The 18450-nt window shown below is 60.4% G+C and carries 6 protein-coding genes; 1 reads left to right on the forward strand and 5 read right to left on the reverse strand.

From position 1 onward, the window contains the following. The 5 genes from P273_RS09405 to P273_RS09680 form a co-directional block, all read right to left on the reverse strand. On the reverse strand, positions 1-1868 hold a 1868-nt coding region (locus P273_RS09405; RefSeq protein WP_034525063.1), incomplete at its 3' end, for an InlB B-repeat-containing protein. Positions 1869-2788: 920 nt separating this feature from the next. Beyond that, complete coding sequence (locus P273_RS09670; protein ID WP_081709339.1) at positions 2789-6220, reverse strand: InlB B-repeat-containing protein; 3432 nt, start codon at positions 6218-6220, stop codon at positions 2789-2791. Positions 6221-6775: 555 nt separating this feature from the next. Continuing rightward, positions 6776-10297, reverse strand: a complete 3522-nt coding sequence (locus P273_RS09675; protein ID WP_024628078.1) for an InlB B-repeat-containing protein — start codon at positions 10295-10297, stop codon at positions 6776-6778. A gap of 298 nt (positions 10298-10595) precedes the next feature. After that, entirely contained in the window at positions 10596-14300 is a 3705-nt protein-coding gene (locus P273_RS0108805) for an InlB B-repeat-containing protein (protein WP_172637271.1), read from the reverse strand. 300 nt (positions 14301-14600) lie between these two features. Beyond that, entirely contained in the window at positions 14601-17903 is a 3303-nt protein-coding gene (locus P273_RS09680; protein ID WP_081709340.1) for an InlB B-repeat-containing protein, read from the reverse strand. Here P273_RS09680 and P273_RS10095 point away from each other — a divergent pair. Continuing rightward, the gene (locus P273_RS10095) at positions 17872-18261 is read left to right on the forward strand and encodes a hypothetical protein (protein ID WP_172637272.1); all 390 of its coding nucleotides are present in this window, start codon (positions 17872-17874) and stop codon (positions 18259-18261) included. The genes P273_RS09680 and P273_RS10095 overlap by 32 nt on opposite strands. The last annotated feature ends 189 nt before the right edge of the window (positions 18262-18450 follow it).

Genomic DNA, 18450 nt, shown 5'->3' on the forward strand with positions numbered 1-18450 from the left:
AGTGAAAAATCGTATCCGGCGCTGCCCTGCACGTAGGTGAAATCCTTGGGCACGTCCGGATCCGTGTTGCGGTCAGGCTTCCTCACCCTAAGTGGCGTAGTCCGGCTGGTGGTTGTTCCGTCTCCGAGCTGGCCATACTGGTTGCGTCCCCATGCGTAAGCGTTCCCGTCGCTGCCCACCGCCAAGGAAAAGCCGTAGCCGGAGTTGTAGACATTTCCTGCGCTGACCTGGCTGAACTTGATGCCTCGGCTGGCGCTGTCCGGCGGGGTGATGGTGGTGGATTCCCTGCCTAGCTGGCTGCCCTTGTCGGGGCTGATGTTCCACTTGGTGTTCCGTCTTTCAGTCCATTTGGCGGTCAGGGTCAGATCCTTGGTAACGGGCCTGCTGAAATCATAGGCGACCTGCCCGATGAACCACCCGTCGAACAGAAAGCCTTCATGCGTCGGATCGGGGGAGGGGCGCTTCACCCTGCCGTACGGGGTGGAAACATGCTGGTCTCCTGGTTCGGGGCTTCCTCCGTCCGCATTGAAACTGACGGTGTAGGTCGTGCCCTGCCGGTCGGCTCTGGTCAGCGGCTGGTCGACCGTGTACTTGAGGTTTCTGGTGAAGGGCCGGCTGTCCTGCCTGCCGGTGATGAGGATGGTGGTTGGTCCTGGCTTGCGGGCGGGTATGTCCGCCTGCCATGAGTCGTTGTTCCTGCTGAGCGTCAAAGCTTGGCCGTCCATGCTGGCTGATTCCAGGATAGGCGCTGTGGCGGTGTCGAGCCGGGCTGGCTTGCCGGGCCGGCCCTGCCCGTCCAGACTCCACTCGTATATGTCGCCCTGCTTGCTGATAGAGGTGATCATGCTTCCGACTTCGGCGGTCTGCATATATTGCTGGTTCCCGTCGTCTGCACGCTTGGGGGTTTCGCCGGGCTTCCAGGCCCAGACGTGGCCGTCGGTGCTGGTGATTATGGTCTGATCTTTGCTGCTGGAGATACTGCTGGCCTTTGCACCGCTCGGCAGGCTGAGAGCTGTGTGATTGGTGGTGCTGTCGGCTATGTGGTAGGTTTGTCCGTCCGCGTCCAGCAGGAGGATTCCTTTACTGAGGGCTTGGGCTTGGATGATGCGGATTCCTGGGTTCTGTCTGACGCGTACGGGTTTGGCTTTTCCGGTGTTGTCTGCATCCCAGGTCCATGCCTGTCCGTTCGCGTCCACGATGAGGATCCGGCTGACGGAGGCGACGGCGGTGACGGCCTGCGCCCGCCCCGGCAGGCTGGTCGTGACTTGCTCTGCGAATTTCGGATTCTGGTCCTGGGTGCCGGGCTGGCTGGCTTGGAAGGTGTGGACCTGCCCTTGCTGGTCCACGGCTAGCAGTCGGTCATCGTTCAGGCTGATGCTGGTGAACCTGGTGTTCCGGCTGGTGTCGAGGATGGTGGGCGTGGCCTGTTGGTTGGTCCAGGTGTAGATGTGCTGGTCGGATCCTAATGCGGCCTGCGATTGGCTGCCGGCTGCGGCTTGCAGGTAGTGGAACCCGTCGGGAGCCTGGGCTGGGAGAGGAACTTGCACGGGCGTGCTGTCCTGCGTCCATGTGTAGATGCGGCCGTCACCGGTCAGGCCCACAATCTGCTCCCCTGTGGCATGAACACTGGCAAATTGAGGTTCCTGCTTGTCGGGCGGGCTGATGGTCAGCTGGGCGCCGGTGGCGGGCCCATGGTTCGGGCTTAGGGTCCAGTCCGTGGTTTTGGCCCATTTGGCAGTCAGGGTTATGTCTTGCAGGATGGGCGTCTGGAAGTCATAGGGCTGATCGTCAAGCGTCCATCCTTCGAACTGGAAGCTTTCACGTACAGGGTTGTGTTCTGGAGGGATGACGAGGGTGCCGGTTTTCACGGTTGATTGTGTTGGCTTGTTTCCGTTATTCAGGTCGAAGCACACCGTGTGCGTGGCTTGATCATCCGTCTTGTCGGATGGCTTGGTTGAAGCGGAATTCGTACTGCCTGTAGTAGCCGTCGGCGATGACGGAGCAGACGGATCTGTTGTTTCGGGATTTAATGGTGATGTGGTTGTCAGTGGTGATGGGGTCGGAAGTGGAGTGCTGGTTGCGTTGCTGGGGAGAGTGCCGGAGGTTCCCTTAGCTACGCGAGGGGTCTGACCGACCCCCCCCCCCGGTGAGTACAGGAGCGTCCGCCGCGTTTGCGGATGCGACGCCCAAGCCTGCCAGCAGGCTGATCAGGACGATCACCATCGCCGACGCGCGACGCAGACGGGAAATCACATGCATGAAACCAAAACCCCTTACCAACACCAAACGAATTCAAATGCCGTTTGTTTGTTTAAAGTTCTGTCCGTCGGAAAGCCCTTCTGTCCTTCAACGCCAGCCCTGCATCGGATTGCATGAGCCAATGGCGGAAGCCAGTTGTCTTCTCGACGCCCCCACATTTTTCACCATACCACCGGATTAACAGGCAACACACACGAGCCAGGTCCGAGCCCTGGGTGGCGATGACCTCGATGGTTGGGTAAAGGCGGCTGCTCGCCAAATCATGAGAATGGTAAGGGAAGGGAAATGAACAGCGGCCGGGCTGGCTCGGGGCTGTTAGGCCTTCTGGCCGGCCTGGCCGTGTTTCCTCCTCTCCCAGGCTGGGGCGGGGGCGTGCATGCCTGCCCTCGGCTTCCCCTGCAGAAGTGTGGTGGGGGCGCGGGAGGGAAGTGTCGGCTCTCTTGGGGTTTGAGCCTTAACTGGCACTTGTCCTCCCTGCTCCCCCTGTACGGGCCGGGGGCGGGGGGATTGATACGCCGCCCGGCCGCTCTTACTCGTGCGAAGCGTGCAATAGTCGGCGTTGTTCCTTCCGGTGGCGGCGGGATGCCAGCACCCCGCCCATGCCGGTCACGCCGGTGGCCAGGGCGAGCAGGATGCCTTCCCCTCCGGCCTTGGGGAGCACGCCTGCTGGCAGGTACGTGTATTGGAGGGAGGTGTCCGGCGTTTGAGGTGCGCCGCCCAGCGTGTAGTCCACGCTGACCGTGACCGTGCCCGGCAGGTGCGCGGGCGTGAACACGCTGACGCTATTGCCATCGCCGCGCGTCAGCCCTGATACAGCGGTCTGGTCGAACCTGACGCCGGTGATCACCAGCTGCAGGTTGAACGACACCGGCACAGGAACCCTCGATAGGGTGGTATCGCCGTTGCCGAGCTGGCCATACTGGTTGTATCCCCATGCCCAGGCGTTGCCGTCGCTGCTCACGGCCAGCGAAAGATGGTATCCGCCGCTGACCTGCGTGGCTTGCTGTCCTTTGCTCGTGTCGGCGGGGCTGGCGGGGTCGCGCACGCGCTTAGGAACAGGATTCGTGTCACCGGTCCCGCTGGCGGTGTTGTTGCCGAGGTTACCATAGTAGTTGCATCCCCATGCGTAGGCGTATCCGTCGCTGCCCACGGCCAGCGAATGATCGCCTCCGGCGCTGACCTGCAGATAGGTGAAATCCTTGGGCAGGTCCGGGTACGTGTTGCGGTCGGGTGTCTTCACCCTGACCGGCGTAATCTGGCTGTGGATCGTTCCGTCGCCGAGCCGGCCATTGTAGTTCCATCCCCATGCGTAGGCGTTGCCGTCGCTGCTCACGGCCAGCGAAAAATTAGTTCCGGCGCTGACCTGCATGTAGGTGAAGTCCTTGGGCAGGTCCGGGTACGTGTTGCGGTCGGGTGTCTTCACTCTGACCGGCGTAGTCTGGCTGGTGCCGGTCGTTCCGTTGCCGAGCTGGCCATAGATGTTGTATCCCCAGGCGTAGGCGTTCCCGTCGCTGCCCACGGCCAGCGAATGATCGGCTCCGGCGCTGACCTGCACGTAGGTGAAATCCTTGGGCAGGTCCGGGTACGTGTTGCGGTCGGGTGTCTTCACTCTGACCGGCGTATTCGGGCTGGTGGTCGTTCCGCCGCCGAGCTGGCCACTGCTGTTGCTTCCCCAGGCGTAGGCGTTGCCGTCGCTGCCCAGGGCCAGCGAATGATAGGCTCCGGCGCTGACCTGCAGGTAGGTGAAGTCCTTGGGCAGGTCCGGGTACATGTTGCGGTCGGGTGTCTTCACCATGACCGGCGTAGTCCGGTAGCTGGCACTCGTCCCGTCGCCGAGCTGGCCATAGATGTTGTATCCCCAGGCGTAGGCGTTGCCGTCGCTGCCCACCGCCAAGGAAAAACCATAGCCATTGTTTTTTCCTCCGCTGACTTGGTTGAATCTGATGCCCCGGCTGGCGCTGTCAGGCGGGGTGATGGTCGTGGATTCCCTGCCCAGCTGGCTGCCCTTATCAGGGCTGATGCTCCACCCGCTGTTCCGGCCTGCCGGCGTCCAGTGGGCGGCCAGGGTCAGGTCCTTGCTGACGGGCCTGCTGAAATCGTAGGCGACTTCGCCCACGAACCATCCGTCGAACAGGAAGCCTTGGCGCGTCGGGTCGGGGGAGGGGCGCTTCACCCTCCCATACGGAGTAGGGAATTGCTGGTCTGCTGGTTCTGGTTTTCCTCCGCCCGTGTCGAAGTGGACCGTGAGCGTGGATCTTGGTGCGGTGTCTCGTGTCAGGGTCTGGTCGACCGTGTAGTTGAGGCTCCTGGTGAAAGTCCGGCCATCCTGCCTGCCGGCGATGAGGATGACGGCTGGCCCCGGCTTATGGGTGGGCATGTCCGCCTGCCATGAATCGTTGTTCCTGCTGAGCGTCAATGCTTGGCCGTCCAGGCTGGCTGATTCCAGGGTGGGCGCTGTAGCGGTCTCGAGTCTGGTTGGCTTGCCGGGCTGGCCCTGCCCGTCCAGGCTCCACCTGAACATGCCGCCCTGCCTGCTGATGGCGGTGATCCTGCTGCCGGTGCTTGCGGCCTGCACGTACTGTTGGTTTCCGTTGTCCGCCCGGGTGGGCTTGCTGCCCGGTTTCCAGGCCCAGACATAGCCGTCCGTGCCGGTGATCATGGCCTGGTTCTTGTTGGCGGTGATCCTGCTGGATCTCATTCTTTCCGGCAGGCTGACCTGGATCATGGCGGTGGTGCTGTCGGCCAGGTACCAGGCCTGCCCGTCCGCGTCCAGCAGGAGGGACCCCTGGAAGAGAGCCTGGGCTTGAATGATGCGCATGCCCGGGTCTTGCTTGATGCTTGTGGGTTTGGCTTTTCCGGTGTTGCTCGTATCCCAGGTCCAGGCTTGCCCGTCCGCGTCCACGATGAGAGTCTGGCTGCCGGAAGCGACGGCGAGGACGGCCTGCGCCTGCCCAGGCAGGCTGGTTGCGGCCTGCTTTGTGAATTTCAGGTTCAGATCCTGACTGTCGGCATCGCTGGCCTGATAGGTGTGGATTCGTCCCTGCTGGTTCACGGCAAGCAGCCGGTCATCGTTCATGCTGATGCTGGTAAATCGGATGTTCCCATCGGCGTTAAGGATGGTGGGTGTGGGCTGTTGGCTGTTCCAGGTGTAGATCTTCTGGTCGGATCCGAGCGCCGCCTGCCATCGGCTGCCGGATGCGGCCTGCAGGTAGTGGAACCCGTCGGGAGCCTGGGCGGGGGTGGGAACCTGCCTGGGTGTGCTGTCCTGCGTCCATGTGTAGATGCGGCCGTCGCCGGTCAAGCCAACAATTTGATTTCCTGAAGTTTGGATGCTGGCGAACTTAGGCTCCCGCCTTTCGGGCGGGCTGATGGTCAGCCGGGCTCCGGTGGCGGGTCCGTGGTTCGGGTTCAGCGTCCAGTCCGCGGTCTTGGTCCATTGGGCTTTCAGGGTCGTGTCTTGGAGAGTAGGGGTCTGGAAGTCGAAAGGCTGACTGTCGAGTGTCCATCCGTCGAACTGGAAACCTTCGCGCACAGGGTTCTTTTCCGGAGGGTATGCGAGAGTGCCGGTTTTCACGGTTGACTGAGTTGGCTTGCTGCCATCGGCGGCGTCAAAGCGCACTATGTGCGAGGCTTGAGTATCTGTTTTTTCGTCTGATTTAGCCGGTGTAGAGTCCGCGCTGCCGTGTGATTTTGTTGTCGATGACGGGGTGCCCGGGCTTGGTGTTGCGGAACTTAATGGTGTGGTGGTTTGTATTGGTGAGGGTGTGGGCAGTGGTGTGCTGGTTGCGTTGCTGGGGAGGGTGCCGGGGGTTCCGTCAGCTACGCGAGGGGTCTGACCGACCCCCCCCCCGGTGAGTATGGGAGCGTCCGCCTGGGCGGATGCGACGCCCAGGCCTGCCAGCAGGCTGATCAGGACGGTCATCATCGCCATGATGCGACGCAGACGGGAAACCAGATGCATGAAACCAAAACCCCTTCACCAAACACCAAGCGGTATCAACACCGCCTGCCTAATAAAGTTCTACCTGTCGGAAAACCACCCATTGCTCAATGTCAGTCCGTGCAACAGATTGCGTGAATCCTGACGGAAGCCAGCTGTCTTCTCGACATCCCCCGATTCTCACCCTACCACCCAGCCAGAAAACAACACACACGTGCCGGAGCTAGGCGCACGAATGCAAGGAGACCCAGCCTTCTGTTAAGCGTTGCTTCGCCAATCAGTGCTTCAACTTCCAGACTTCTATCTGTCTGGAAGCAAATCGGGCTGAATACTCAGACGAAGGAAAGAGAGGCATGACTGAGGGCACCAATCTGATCTGGCCGCCCTTCTCGGTGGCTTATCCCCTGTTTTGCGAGGATCAGAAGGGACAAGCCGCTAGTCAGAGATAAGGCCAATGCCGTTCTGGCAGAAGTATATGGGTGGCCCCTTTGTGTTGGGGGAGTTGGGGCCACCCGTGTGGTCCGGGAGTGTGTTGGGGATAGTGATAACCCGGACCTGCTTACACGAGGGAAGTCTTTATTGTTGTCGGCTGAGAGTTTCCAGCCTGTGGCGCCTGGCTGCTGCGGCGCATGCAAAGGCGAGCAGCCCGGCGATGAGCAGGGGGAGCAGGCCGCCTCCGCCGGCCCTGGGCAACACGCTGATGGAGTTGTACCGATACGTGTTGCTGGTGTCGGGGGTCTGGGCTGCTCCGTTCAGTCTCCATTCGATGGTGACGGTTGATGTGCCGGGCATGTGTGCCGGCGTGGTCACCGTCCAGGTGCCGTCGGAGTTCCTGGTCAGGTCGGAGGCTTCCACATTGTCGAACTGGACGTGTGTGGGGATGCCAGGCCTGGGGAAGGTGTCCTTGGCCGGGCTGGCGGCCTGAGTATCGGTGGTGTCGCGGCCGAGCTGGCCCTTGGCGTTGTCTCCCCAGCTGTAGAGGTTGCCGTCGGATCCCAGGGCCATGCAGTACGATGCTCCTGCGCTGGCCTGAGTGAAGGTGATCCCTGCCGGCGTATCCACCTTGTTGGGCCTGTCTGACGAGGTTTTGCCGCTGTCTCCCCAGGTGTAGAGGTTGCCGTCGGATCCCAAGGCGATGGAACGCGCGCCTCCTGTGCTGGCCTGGGTGAAGGTGACCCCTGCCGGGGTGGCGGCCTTGCCGGGCTTGTCTGCGGGGGTGCTGCTGGTGTCGCGGCCCAGGCGTCCGTTGGCGGCATTGCCCCAGGTGTAGATGCTGCCGTCGTCGCTTACGGCCACGGAGTGGCTTCCGCCTGCGCTGGCCTGGGTGAAGGTGATGCCTGCTGGGGTGTCGGCTTTGCCGGGCTTGTCTGCAGGGGTGCTAGTGGTGCTGCGACCGAGTTCGCCGTGGGTGTTGTCGCCCCAGGTGTAGACGTCGCCTTGCGTGTCCACAGCCACCGTGTGGCCCCAGCCTGCACTGACACTGGTGAAGATGACATCTGCCGGGGTATCGGCTTTGCCGGGTTTGTCTGCGGGGTTGTTGCTGGTGACGGTACGGCCCAGCTGCCCAGCGCTGTTGTCTCCCCAGGTGTAGATGTTGCCATCCGAGCTTAGGGCTACGACATGGGTTCCGCCTGCGCTTGCCTGGACGAAGGTGATGCCTGCCGGGGCCTCAACCTTGTGGGGCCTGTTGGCTGGGTTGTTGCTGGTGACGGTACGGCCCAGCTGGCCTCGGCTGTTGTCGCCCCAGCTGTAGAGGCTGCCATCCGAGGCCAGGGCCACGGAAAATCCGTAGCCTGCGCTGACATGGACAAAGTTGACGCCTGCAGGGGTATCCGCCTTGCTCGGATGGCTGTCCTGTTTGTCGGTGGTGTCGCGGCCCAGCTGGCCGTGGCTGTTGTCTCCCCAGGTGTAGAGGCTGCCGTCGGAGCCCACGGCTGCGGAATGGAGGTCTCCTCCGTCAGCCTGGCTGATACGGATGCCGCGTGCTGGCGGTGGAGTCAGCTTGACGGTCTGGCCGCCTGACTCGGGCCCGTTGTCCTTGTCGAGCTTCCACCTGTTGCTTTCAGCACTGCTCCAGTGGGCGGTCAGGGTCACCTTGTCGGTGACTGGCCTGCTGAAGTCATAGGCTGTTTCGCCGATGAACCAGCCGTCGAACAGGTGTTTATCCTTGGTTGGATCCTTGGCGGGGGGTTTCAGTCGGTTTCCCTCAGTGACGATTTGGAAACCGAACCCAGTGCCACCGTCGGGGTCGAAAACGATGAGATAATTGCCTAGGTACCTGTAGGACAAGTGTGCGTCTGGACGCTCGCCGTTCATCCTCCAGGTGATGACTGTATCTACTCTGCCATGGTCATGCGGGGGCGTGGTGACGCTCCAGGTGCCGTCCGAGTTGGGGTCGAGGTTGGTTCCGGGTGTACCGCTGAAACTCACGTTAACGGGCTTGGGATCCTCGGGGAATGCGACCATGCCGGGGCTGCTGTCGTACTTGCCGCTGGTGGGGCGTCCCAGTTCGCCATACTTGTTTTGTCCCCAGCTGTACAGGTTACCGTCGGAGCCGATGGCCAGGGAGTGGGAATAGCCGGCGCTGACCTCGGTGAATTGTGCGACACCTGCTGGTGTAGGCACTTTGCCCGGCTTGACGTCGTATTTGGCTGACCCGGTGTCGCGGCCCAGCTGTTCGCAATCGTTTAGTCCCCAGCTGTAGAGGTTGCCATCCGAACCTAAAGCCAGGGAATGCCTGTGTTCTGCGCTGACCTGGGTGAACTTCGCGACGCCTGCCGGCATGGTCACCTTGCGCGGTGTGCGGTCTTGTCTCGCCGGGGCGGTGTTGCGTCCTAGCTGGCCATATTCGTTCCATCCCCAGCTGTAGAGACTGCCATCTGAGCTGGTGGCCAGGGATGTCCATTCTCCAGCCTTGATCCAAGTGAATTTCTTGACGCCTGCCGGCATGATCATCTTGCGCGGTGAACGGTCACGGAAGGGATATCCGCCGGCGTAGCGTCCCAGCTCGTCATAAGTGTTGTCACCCCAGCTGTAAAGGTCACCGTCCGAGTCCAGAGCCATGGAGTAGAAGGTTCCTGCACTGATTTGAGTGATTTTTGTGATGCCCTTCGGCAAGTTCACCTTGCCTGGCTTGACGTCGTATATGGCAGAACCCGTGTCACGTCCAAGTTCGCCGTACTTGTTTTGTCCCCAGCTGTAGAGGTTGCCGTCCGATCCCAGCGCAAGGGAATGCCATTTGCCTGCACATGCTTGGGTGAAGTGGACGCCGGCCGGTGGAGTGACCAGCCTCGGCTGATTGTCTATCTGGGAGTTGTCGTTTGGTGTTGTGCTGACAGTTTCACGTCCCAGTTCTCCGTCGGCATTGTGTCCCCAGCTGTAGAGGTTGCCGTCTGAACCGATGGCCAGGAAATGGAAGTTGCCTGTGCTGACCTGGGTGAAGTGGACGCCAGCCGGCGGGTTGACCAGGCTTGGCGTGCGTTTTTCTTCTTCAGGAGTCCCCAATTTGTAGTTGGTGTTTCCCCACCTGTAGAGGTTGCCGTCCGAGGCTATGGCTTGGGAGCCTTCTTCTTTTGCTGGGACGATATGGCTGAAGCGTATGTCTGGTGTGGTGGGTGGGGTCAGGGTGATCTTGGCGTATCCTGTGGTTTTCCCTGAGGTGGGGGAGAGGTTCCAGGCGCTGGTGCCTTTGGTCCAGTGGGCGGTCAGGGTGAGGTTTGTGGTGACGGGCTGGGTGAAGTCGTAGGCCACCTTGGAGTCGCCCTTGGCGTCTTTGGTGAACCAGCCGTCGAACAGGTAGCCGTCCTTGGTTGGATCCTCGGCGGGACGACTGGCCTGGGTGCCTTCGGCAATGGTTTGTGAGTCGACACTGCTGCCGTTGTCGCTGTCGAAGACGACCTGGTACGAGGTTGAGCCTGCCTGAGCGCGGCCTGTTGCTGTGCTGATGGAAGCGTCTGTTTGCTGGGGTGGGCTGATCGGTTTCGCGACGGCGTCGGCCGCGGCGAGGCCGCCGATGATCATGCTGGCTGGAAGAATGACGATGACCTTCAAAAGGTCTACAACAATGGCTGACCGGGAAGACACGTCCGGATGGCACATGATCGCTACAAACCCCTTTCCCAAGGTAAGGCGGTCCGATGATGAAAACCCCAAGTTTTTTCATCGGCTGCATGCCGGGCACGTTCCCGGTTGCTAGAAAAAACGCTAGCATGCAGGTTTGGGTCTGAAGGGGAGCAACACTCGGATAAAACGAGTAAAAAATATTATGTCAAGTTGGGATGCAGGTATTTTCCTCTAGGCGCAGAGGTAAAAATGAAAATGGGTGGCTCCCTGGTGTTAGCGGGGGTGTGGAGCCACCCATCAAGGTCGGGCCGTTCTTGGGATGCGGCCCGACCGCTTACTCGAGCGAAGTGAATTCGTGCCTGTGGCGTCTGGCTGCCAGAGCACCGGCGGCGGCAAGCAGGCCGGAGGCGAGCAGGAGGAGTACCCCCGTGTTGCCTGTGAGGGGCAGAATGCCTTTGAAGGTATAGCTGAGGTGGGTCGGGGCTTGGTTGGCGGGACCCAGGGACCAGTCCACGATTACATCAGACAGTCCCGGGTTGTGGGCTGGCGTGGTCAGGGTGACCGACCCGTCCGCGTTCTGCTGCAGGCTGTTGGCTGCTGTTCGGTCGAACTTGACGCCGGTAATCAGCGGCGGCGGGTATAGCGCCACCAGCGTCGGCGTAATGATCTTCGTACCGCTGTTGCTGCCGATGCCGAGTTGCCCACGGTAGTCGTATCCCCAGCTGTAGCTCTTGCCGTCCTGACCGATGGCCAGGGAACAAGCCGATCCTGCGCTGATCCGCGCGACTGCGAACCCCTCGCCTGCGTTGCCCTGTCCGGCAGGGGGTGACACTTGCGAGGGGACGAGCAGTTCGAAGGTGTCCTGATTGCTGCCCAACTGATAAAAAATGTTTTCTCCCCATCCCCAGGCTTTGCCGCTCTGGTCGACGGCCAGCGAAGATGTGGCTCCGGCGATAATTTGGGTGGCCTTGAATCCCTGGCTGGGATCAGCAGGGTTTTTCACCTGCGTGGGTGTGGACCGGTCGGTTAGCGTGCCATCGCCGATCTGGCCATCCGCGTTCAATCCCCATGCCCAGGCTGTGCCGTCCTGACCGATGGCCAGTGCGTGGACTTCACCGCTGCTGATCATCCTGGCCTTAAAGGTCTTGCTGGCGTCCTTGGGATCGGGCACGGGAGCTGGGTCGGCAACATATGCGGTGCTGTATTTTCCTGTGCTTTGGCCGTTGCCGAGCTGTCCGTGGTTGTTGTATCCCCAGGTGTATACGTTGCCGTTGGAGTCCAGGGCCATGAGGAAGCCGTATCTTGCGCTTACCTGGACAGCCTTCAGCCCCTTGTCGGAGCCGCTGGGATCCTTGGCCAGGGTCGGCGTCAGTTTGGACGCGCTATAGGTCCTCTGGCCGTTGGTTTCGCTGCCCCAGACGTAGACGCGCCCATTCAGGTCGATGGCTGCCGAGTCGGTGAAGCCCGCGGTCACCTGAGTGGCCTTGAAGGGTTGGCCATCCGAACCCTTGACAGGTTGTGGCTTGGAGCGGTCTTGCGTGCTGCCGTCGCCAAGCTGGCCATATTGATTTTGGCCCCAGCTGTAGATGGTCTGGTCGGAGCCAATGGCCAGCACGTGTGCTCCGCCTGCGGCCACTTGAGTGTAGGTGAACCCGATGGGTACGCCGTCAGGCATGGGGACCTTGGTCGGCGCATTCTGTGTGGTCGTCGTACTCGGATCCTGACCCAGTTGCCCGTACTCGTTGTCGCCCCAGGCGTAGGCATTTCCATCGCTGGCCACCCCTACGGAAAAGCCGGTAAAATTATCGCTGGCGCTTATCTGGTTGAAGCGGATGCCCCGGCCTATTTTGGGCGGAGTAATGGTCACCTGCTGACCGCCCTGGGCATCGCCGTTATTCGGGCTGATTGCCCAGCTCCCGATGTCTGCCGGGCTCCAATGGGCGACCAAGGTGATGCTGCTGGTGACGGGCTGGCTGAAGTCATAAGCCACATTGGAATGGCCGTTGGCGTCCTTGAGGAACCAGCCGTCGAACAGGCTGCCGTCTCTGGTCGGGTCTGCGGTCGGCCGTGTGGCCTGCTTGCCTTCGGTGACGGACTGGGGCCCGGGCATGCCCGAGGGCGCCGGAGGTGAGTCACTGTCGGAAGAGAAAACGACATTGTAAGCGTTCACGTATTGGTAGGTCAGGTGGGTGTCGGGCTGCTGGCCGTTCATGCTCCAGATGATGGTGACATCAGCCTTGCCTGCTGCATGCTGGGGCGTGGTGACGCTCCAGGTGCCGTTCGACTCGGCCTTGAGGTTGGTGCCGAGTGCTCCGCCGAAGCTGACGCTCACGGGCCTGGGAACTTCGGGGAATGTGACTGTGTCGGGGTGGGCGTCAGAACGGCCATTGGTCGTGCGCCCCAACTGGCTTCGGCTGTTGTCTCCCCAGCTATAGAGGTTGCCGTCAGAGCCCAGGGCCAGGGAAGAGGTATCTTCTGCGTTGATCTGGACGCAGCTGACTCCTGCCGGCAGGGACACTTTGCCCGGTGCGACATTTCTCATATCGTTGGTTTCGCGTCCCAGCTGGCCGTCGAGGTTGCGTCCCCAGCTGTAGAGGTTGCCGTCCGAGCCCACGGCCAGGGTGTGCTGGTTTCCTTCGATGAACTGGGTGAATCTCGTGACGCCTGCGGGCAGCGTCACTTTGCCTGGCTTGGTGTTTGATATGGAGTCGTCGGTGTCGCGTCCCATCTGGCCATAATTGTTGTAACCCCAGCTGTAGAGGTTGCCGTCCGAGCCCATAGCCAGAGAACACCATCCCCTTGCGGCGATCGCGGTGTATTTCGTAACGCCTGTCGGCAGGATCACTTTGTTCGGCAAGGCTCCCGGCTTTTCGCTGTTGGTGTAGCGTCCGAGTTGGCCATTGGTGTTGCTTCCCCAGCTGTAAACGTTGCCGTCCGAACCCAGAGCCATGGTATAGAAGGTTCCCCCGCTGATCTGGATGCAGGTGATGCCTGTTGGCATTGACACTCTGCCCGGCGTGGCGTCGTGGGTGGCTGATCCCGTGTCGCGTCCCAGCTGGCCGAAGGTGTTGTTTCCCCAGCTGTAGAGGTTGCCGTCCGAGCCCACGGCCAGGGATTGCGAGTATCCGGCGGTGAACTGGATGAAGTGGATGCCGGTTGGCGGGGTGACCAGGCCCGGTCTGTCAGCTGGCGTGCTGGCGGTGCTGCGCCCCAGCTGCCCGCTGTCGTTTTGCCCCCAGCTGTAGAGGTTGCCGTCCGAGCCCATAGCCAGGGAATAGGACATTCCTGCGCTGGTCTGGGTGAAGTGGACACCGGTCGGCGGGGTGATGATGCCTGGGGTGCCTTCTGGTGCCTTATTCGATGCGTCGCTTGGTGTCGTGTTGATGTCGCGTCCCAAACCTGCTCTGTTTTGTCCCCAGCTGTAGAGGTTGCCATCCGAGCCTGTCGCCAAAGTATGCCATAGACCCGAGCTGATGTGGCTGAATCGTAGGCCAGGTTTGACGGGTGGGACCAGGGTGATCTTGTCGCCTCCTGTGGTTTTCCCTGAGGTGGGGGAGAGGTTCCAGGCGCTGGTGCCTTTGGTCCAGTGGGCGGTCAGGGTGAGGTTTATGGTGACGGGCTGGGTGAAGTCGTAGGCCACTTTGGAGTCGCCGTTGGCGTCTTTGGTGAACCAGCCGTCGAACAGGTAGCCATCCCTGGTCGGATCCTCGGCGGGACGGCTGGCCTGTGCGCCGTCATCGACGCTTTGAGGGTCGATGCTGCTGCCGCCGGCGCTGTCGAAGGTGACGGTGTGCGTTGCCGAGCGTGTCTGAGGCCGGCTGTCGGTTGTTTTATCGTGTTTGGGTGTTGTGTTTAGTGGCGAGGGTGTGGGTGTCAGTGGGGAGGGCGTGGCCAGTGGGGACTGGGGTGTCGTCGGCGTGGCCTGCAGGGTTGGCTGGCCTGTTGCGGTCTGCTCCAGAGGTTCGCTGTCGGTGTCGGCTGTGGCGAGGCTACCCATGATCAGACTTGTGGGCAGGATGATGGCAAGCAAAAGGCTCACGGCAATGCATAGCCGGGCAGAAGCATCCCAATGGTGCACGATAGCTGCGAACCCCTTTCCCCAAACAGGTGGCTCGATGATGAAAATCCCCAAGTCGCTTCACGAGACGTGTGCCGGGGACCATCCCGACAGCTAGCTGACAGGCTATCATGCACGGACGGGTCAGAATGGGAGCAACACCCGAATGAAAAAAGAAGGGTGACTCCGCTCTGTTGGGGGAATGCGGGGCCACCCTTGTAGGTCCGGATCGTCATGATTTGGGGGATAGACGCAATCCGGACCTGCTTACTCGTGCGAAGTCTACTGCTTCTGGCTTCTAGCCTTTCTCAGGCGTCGCGCTGCGATGGTTGCCATGATGATGAGCAGACCGACGGCTAGGGGCAGGAATATGCCAGTGCCGCCGGCCCGAGGCAGGACGCTGATGGAGGTGTACAGGTAGGTGTTGCTGGTGTCAGGAAGTTGCTTAACCCCGTTCAGCGTCCAGTTGATGGTCACCGTAACCGGCCCTGGAGTGTAAGGCGGTGTGGTCACCTTCCAGGTACCGTCATTGTTGTCGATCGGATAAATTCCGCTCGTATTGCCGAACTGAACGAGATTGGGAATGCCGACTCCGGGGAAGACGATCTTGCCTGGATGCGGATCCTGGTTGCCGCTGATGTCGCGTCCTAGTGCACCGAAGGCGTTCTTTCCCCAGCTGTAGGTGTTGCCATCTGATCCTATGGCTAAGGAGTGGTTTCTTCCTGCCTGAGGCTGAGTGAGGGTGATGCCCGTTGGAGCGTACGTTTTGGTGGGCAGGTAGTCGGATATGCCACTGGTGGTGCGTCCAAGTTGTCCGCAATCATTATATCCCCAGCTGTAGAGGCTGCCGTCCGATCCTGAAGCGAGGACAAAGTAACTTCCCGCCGCAAACCGGGTGAAGTGAACGCCTGAAGGCATGACGACCCTGGAAGGGGTCGCAGAAAGCAGTTCCGTGTTTCCCAACTGAGCTTTGTTGTTGCCTCCCCAGCTGTAGAGATTATTGTCGGAGCCGAGAGCCAGCGAGAAGTTCAGGCCCGTGCTGGCTTGCGTAAAAGTGACACCGGTTGGTGCCTTTATTTTGTAGGGCAGAGGGTCATATAGCCCAGTTCTCGGAGTACGTTGGCGGCCCAGTTGGGACGAATCGTTGTATCCCCAGCTGTAGAGGTTGCCGTCTGAGCCCAGGGCGAGGACATGCTTGCTGAATGGACCTGTGAAAACCTGGGTGAATGTGATGCCTTCGGGTGCAGCTACTTTACGGGGGTCTGTGCTCCTGAATACGGATCTGCCTTGCCCTAGTGCGCCTCCTCTATCGTCTCCCCAGGCGTAGAGGTTGCCATCGGAGCCTAATGCCAAGGCGAAGCCATCGCCCGCATAGACTCGAGTGTAGTGGATGCCCGCAGGCAGCGCGACTTTGTCGGGGGCATTGCCATTGATGCCGAAGACGTAGCGTCCCAGCTGTCCATTAGTGTTGTCTCCCCAGGTATACACATTGCCGTCTGAGCCTAATGCCAAGGCGAAGTTTTGTCCTGCAGCGGCCTGGGTATAGCGGACTCCAGCGGGGGTCTGCACCACGACAGGCTTACCTGAGGTGGTGTGTCCGAGTTGGTAAGTAAAATTAACACCCCAACTGTAAAGGTTGCCGTCTGAACCGAGAGCCAGAGAAAAATCATCTCCTGATTGGATCCAAGAGAAGCGGATTCCGCGTGTGCCTTGCGGTGGGGTAAGTTTGACGCTCTTACCGCCAGTTTCTGGTCCCTCTTTCTTGTCGATGGTCCAGTGCGAGACGGGACTGAAGTGGGCGGCCAAGGTGATGTCCCCGGTGACGGGCTGATTGAAGTCGTAGGCTATATTGGAGTCGCCCTTGGAGTCTTTGAGGAACCAGCCGTCGAACAGATAGCCGTCCTTGGCTGGATCCTTGTCCGGGCGAGCAGCCTGATCGCCATCCATGACCTGCTGGGTATCTGGTATTGGTGTACCACCCGCGCTGTCGAAGGTGACCGAGTACGTTGAACCATCATACTTGTAAGGCAGGTGTGCATCGGGCTGATGACCGTTCCTGGTCCAGGCGACTGTTACGTCCACCTGGCCCTTTTCGTGCGCAGGGGTGCGGAAACTCAAGGTGCCGTTCTGGTTTTTGGTCAAGTCGGTAATCGGGGTTCCATCCAGTTTGGCGCTGACGAATTTGCATGCTTGTGGGTAGTCTGCCTTGCTGGGGGTCGTTGCTGGCACACCGCTGGAGGTGCCGGTGCCCTGCTGACCGCTGCTATTGTCACCCCAGCTGTAGAGGTTGCCGTCTGAGCCAAGGGCAAGGGTGTGTCTGTACCCTGCAATGGCTTGGGCATAGGTGACGCCGTCGGGCATGTTCGCTTTGTCCGGCTGGTTTGTGGTCTCACCACCAGTATTTCGTCCCAGCTGGCCGCTGCTGTTGTCTCCCCAGCTATATATGTTGCCGTCGGAACCAGTCGCCAGGGAATAGTCGTATCCCGCGCTGACAAGCTTCGTTTTGATGCCGTTGGGCAGAGCTACCTTGCTGGGCTGGCTGGTGCCGCCGTACCCCCAGCTGTATGCATTGCCATCTGAATCGATAGCCAGTGTGTGGCGGTATCCTGCGCTGATCTGGCTGAAGCTCATGCCGTCCGCCGTATTTATCTTGTATGCCCGATTGGCCGGTTCGCTGGCGGTGGGTGTACGTCCCAGCTGGCCGCTGCTGTTGTCTCCCCAGCTGTAGGCGCTACCGTCAGATGCGAGCGCAAGGGAGGACTTGCCGCCTGCCGTTACCTGGGTGATCTTCACACCTTTTGGCAGCGACACCGGGTTCGGGTACGCGTTCCCATAACTCTCACCATGGAGTCCGTCGGTATCTCGTCCAAGCTGGCCGCTGCTGTTGTCTCCCCAGCTGTACGCAGTTCCGTCCGAGGATGTAGCCAGCGCATAGTTTGGTCCTGCGCTGACTTGAACAAAAGTTTTGGAGGAATCTGCAAATGGGATCACCTGAGTTGGCACGTGGCTTGATGAGTGGACGGACCCTAGTCCTGACTGGCCTTTTTCATTGCTTCCCCAGCTGTATAGATGGTTACTGATATCGATGGCCACAACATATTCGTCTCCTGCGCTGACCTGGATGAAGCGGGTGCCATCTGGCACGTCTACTCGTCCAGGCTGATTGGCAGGTTCGCTGGCGGTTGGTATGCGTCCCAACTGCCCCTCGCTGTTGTTCCCCCAGCTGTATAGCACTCCGAGCGAGTCGATGGCTATCGAAAAGTCTTTTCCTGCGCTGAACTGGCTGAAGCGAATATCTCCTATGGCCGGCGGGGTCAGGGTGGCTGTTGTGTTGCCGTCGGCAGGACCATGGCTAGGGCTAAGGCTCCAGGAATTGAGGCCCTTGACCCAGTGAGCTGTCAGCGTGAGGTTTGAGGTGACGGGCTGGGTAAAGTCATAGGCGGTATTCCCAATGAACCAGCCGACAAAGGTATAACCTTTGCAGTAGGGATCTGGGGGACGTACCACTCTACTTCCTGGGTCGAGTGTTGACGGTAATACTGACGAACCTATCGTGCTGTCGAAAATTACTTTGTATGAGGACAAGCGTGGCTGGACTGAGTTTCCGCTGTTTTTGCTGGCCTTGTCAGAATCCTTGGGATTATTTTCAGACGGCGTGGTCGTCGGAGCTGGGGAGGAGTCGGAAGAAGGATTCGGCTTGGTGGGATTCTGGGGCGCGGTAGTACCCGACGGGGAATCTGAAGTGCCTGGCGCGGTGGAAGGCGCTGTTGAAGTGTTTGGGGTTGCTGTAGGTGAAGACGGTGTCGCAGGTTTTGTTGACGGGCTCTGCGAGTTTACGGTGCTGGAGGAAGGGCCGGGGTTTTGTTTATCTACCCGAGCGGTCGGTCGACCCCCCCCCCGGTGCCATTTAGAGCAGTCTGCGCGCTCGCGCTGGCTGCTCTAGACTCGTTCGTGACTGGCTCGGCAGTAGCAGCAAGGCCAGTCAGAAGGCTGGTAGGCAGGATAATCGCGAGTAGAAGGCCAGCAACAGTGGACGGCCGAATCTGCTTTTTCCGACGATGACGCATGATGGGTGCGATCCCCTTCCTCAAAATCAGCAACTCTCCAATAAAAACCCCAAGAAAAAACGAGC

It is taken from the genome of Bifidobacterium sp. A11 (assembly GCF_000499185.1).
GTDB classification, from domain to species: Bacteria; Actinomycetota; Actinomycetes; order Actinomycetales; family Bifidobacteriaceae; genus Bombiscardovia; species Bombiscardovia mizhiensis.

Bases quoted from the DNA above. Each gene is read 5' to 3' on its own strand.
- P273_RS09670 (WP_081709339.1), bottom strand. From the start codon at position 6,220: ATGCATCTGGTTTCCCGTCTGCGTCGCATCATGGCGATGATGACCGTC.
- P273_RS09675 (WP_024628078.1), bottom strand. From the start codon at position 10,297: ATGTGCCATCCGGACGTGTCTTCCCGGTCAGCCATTGTTGTAGACCTT.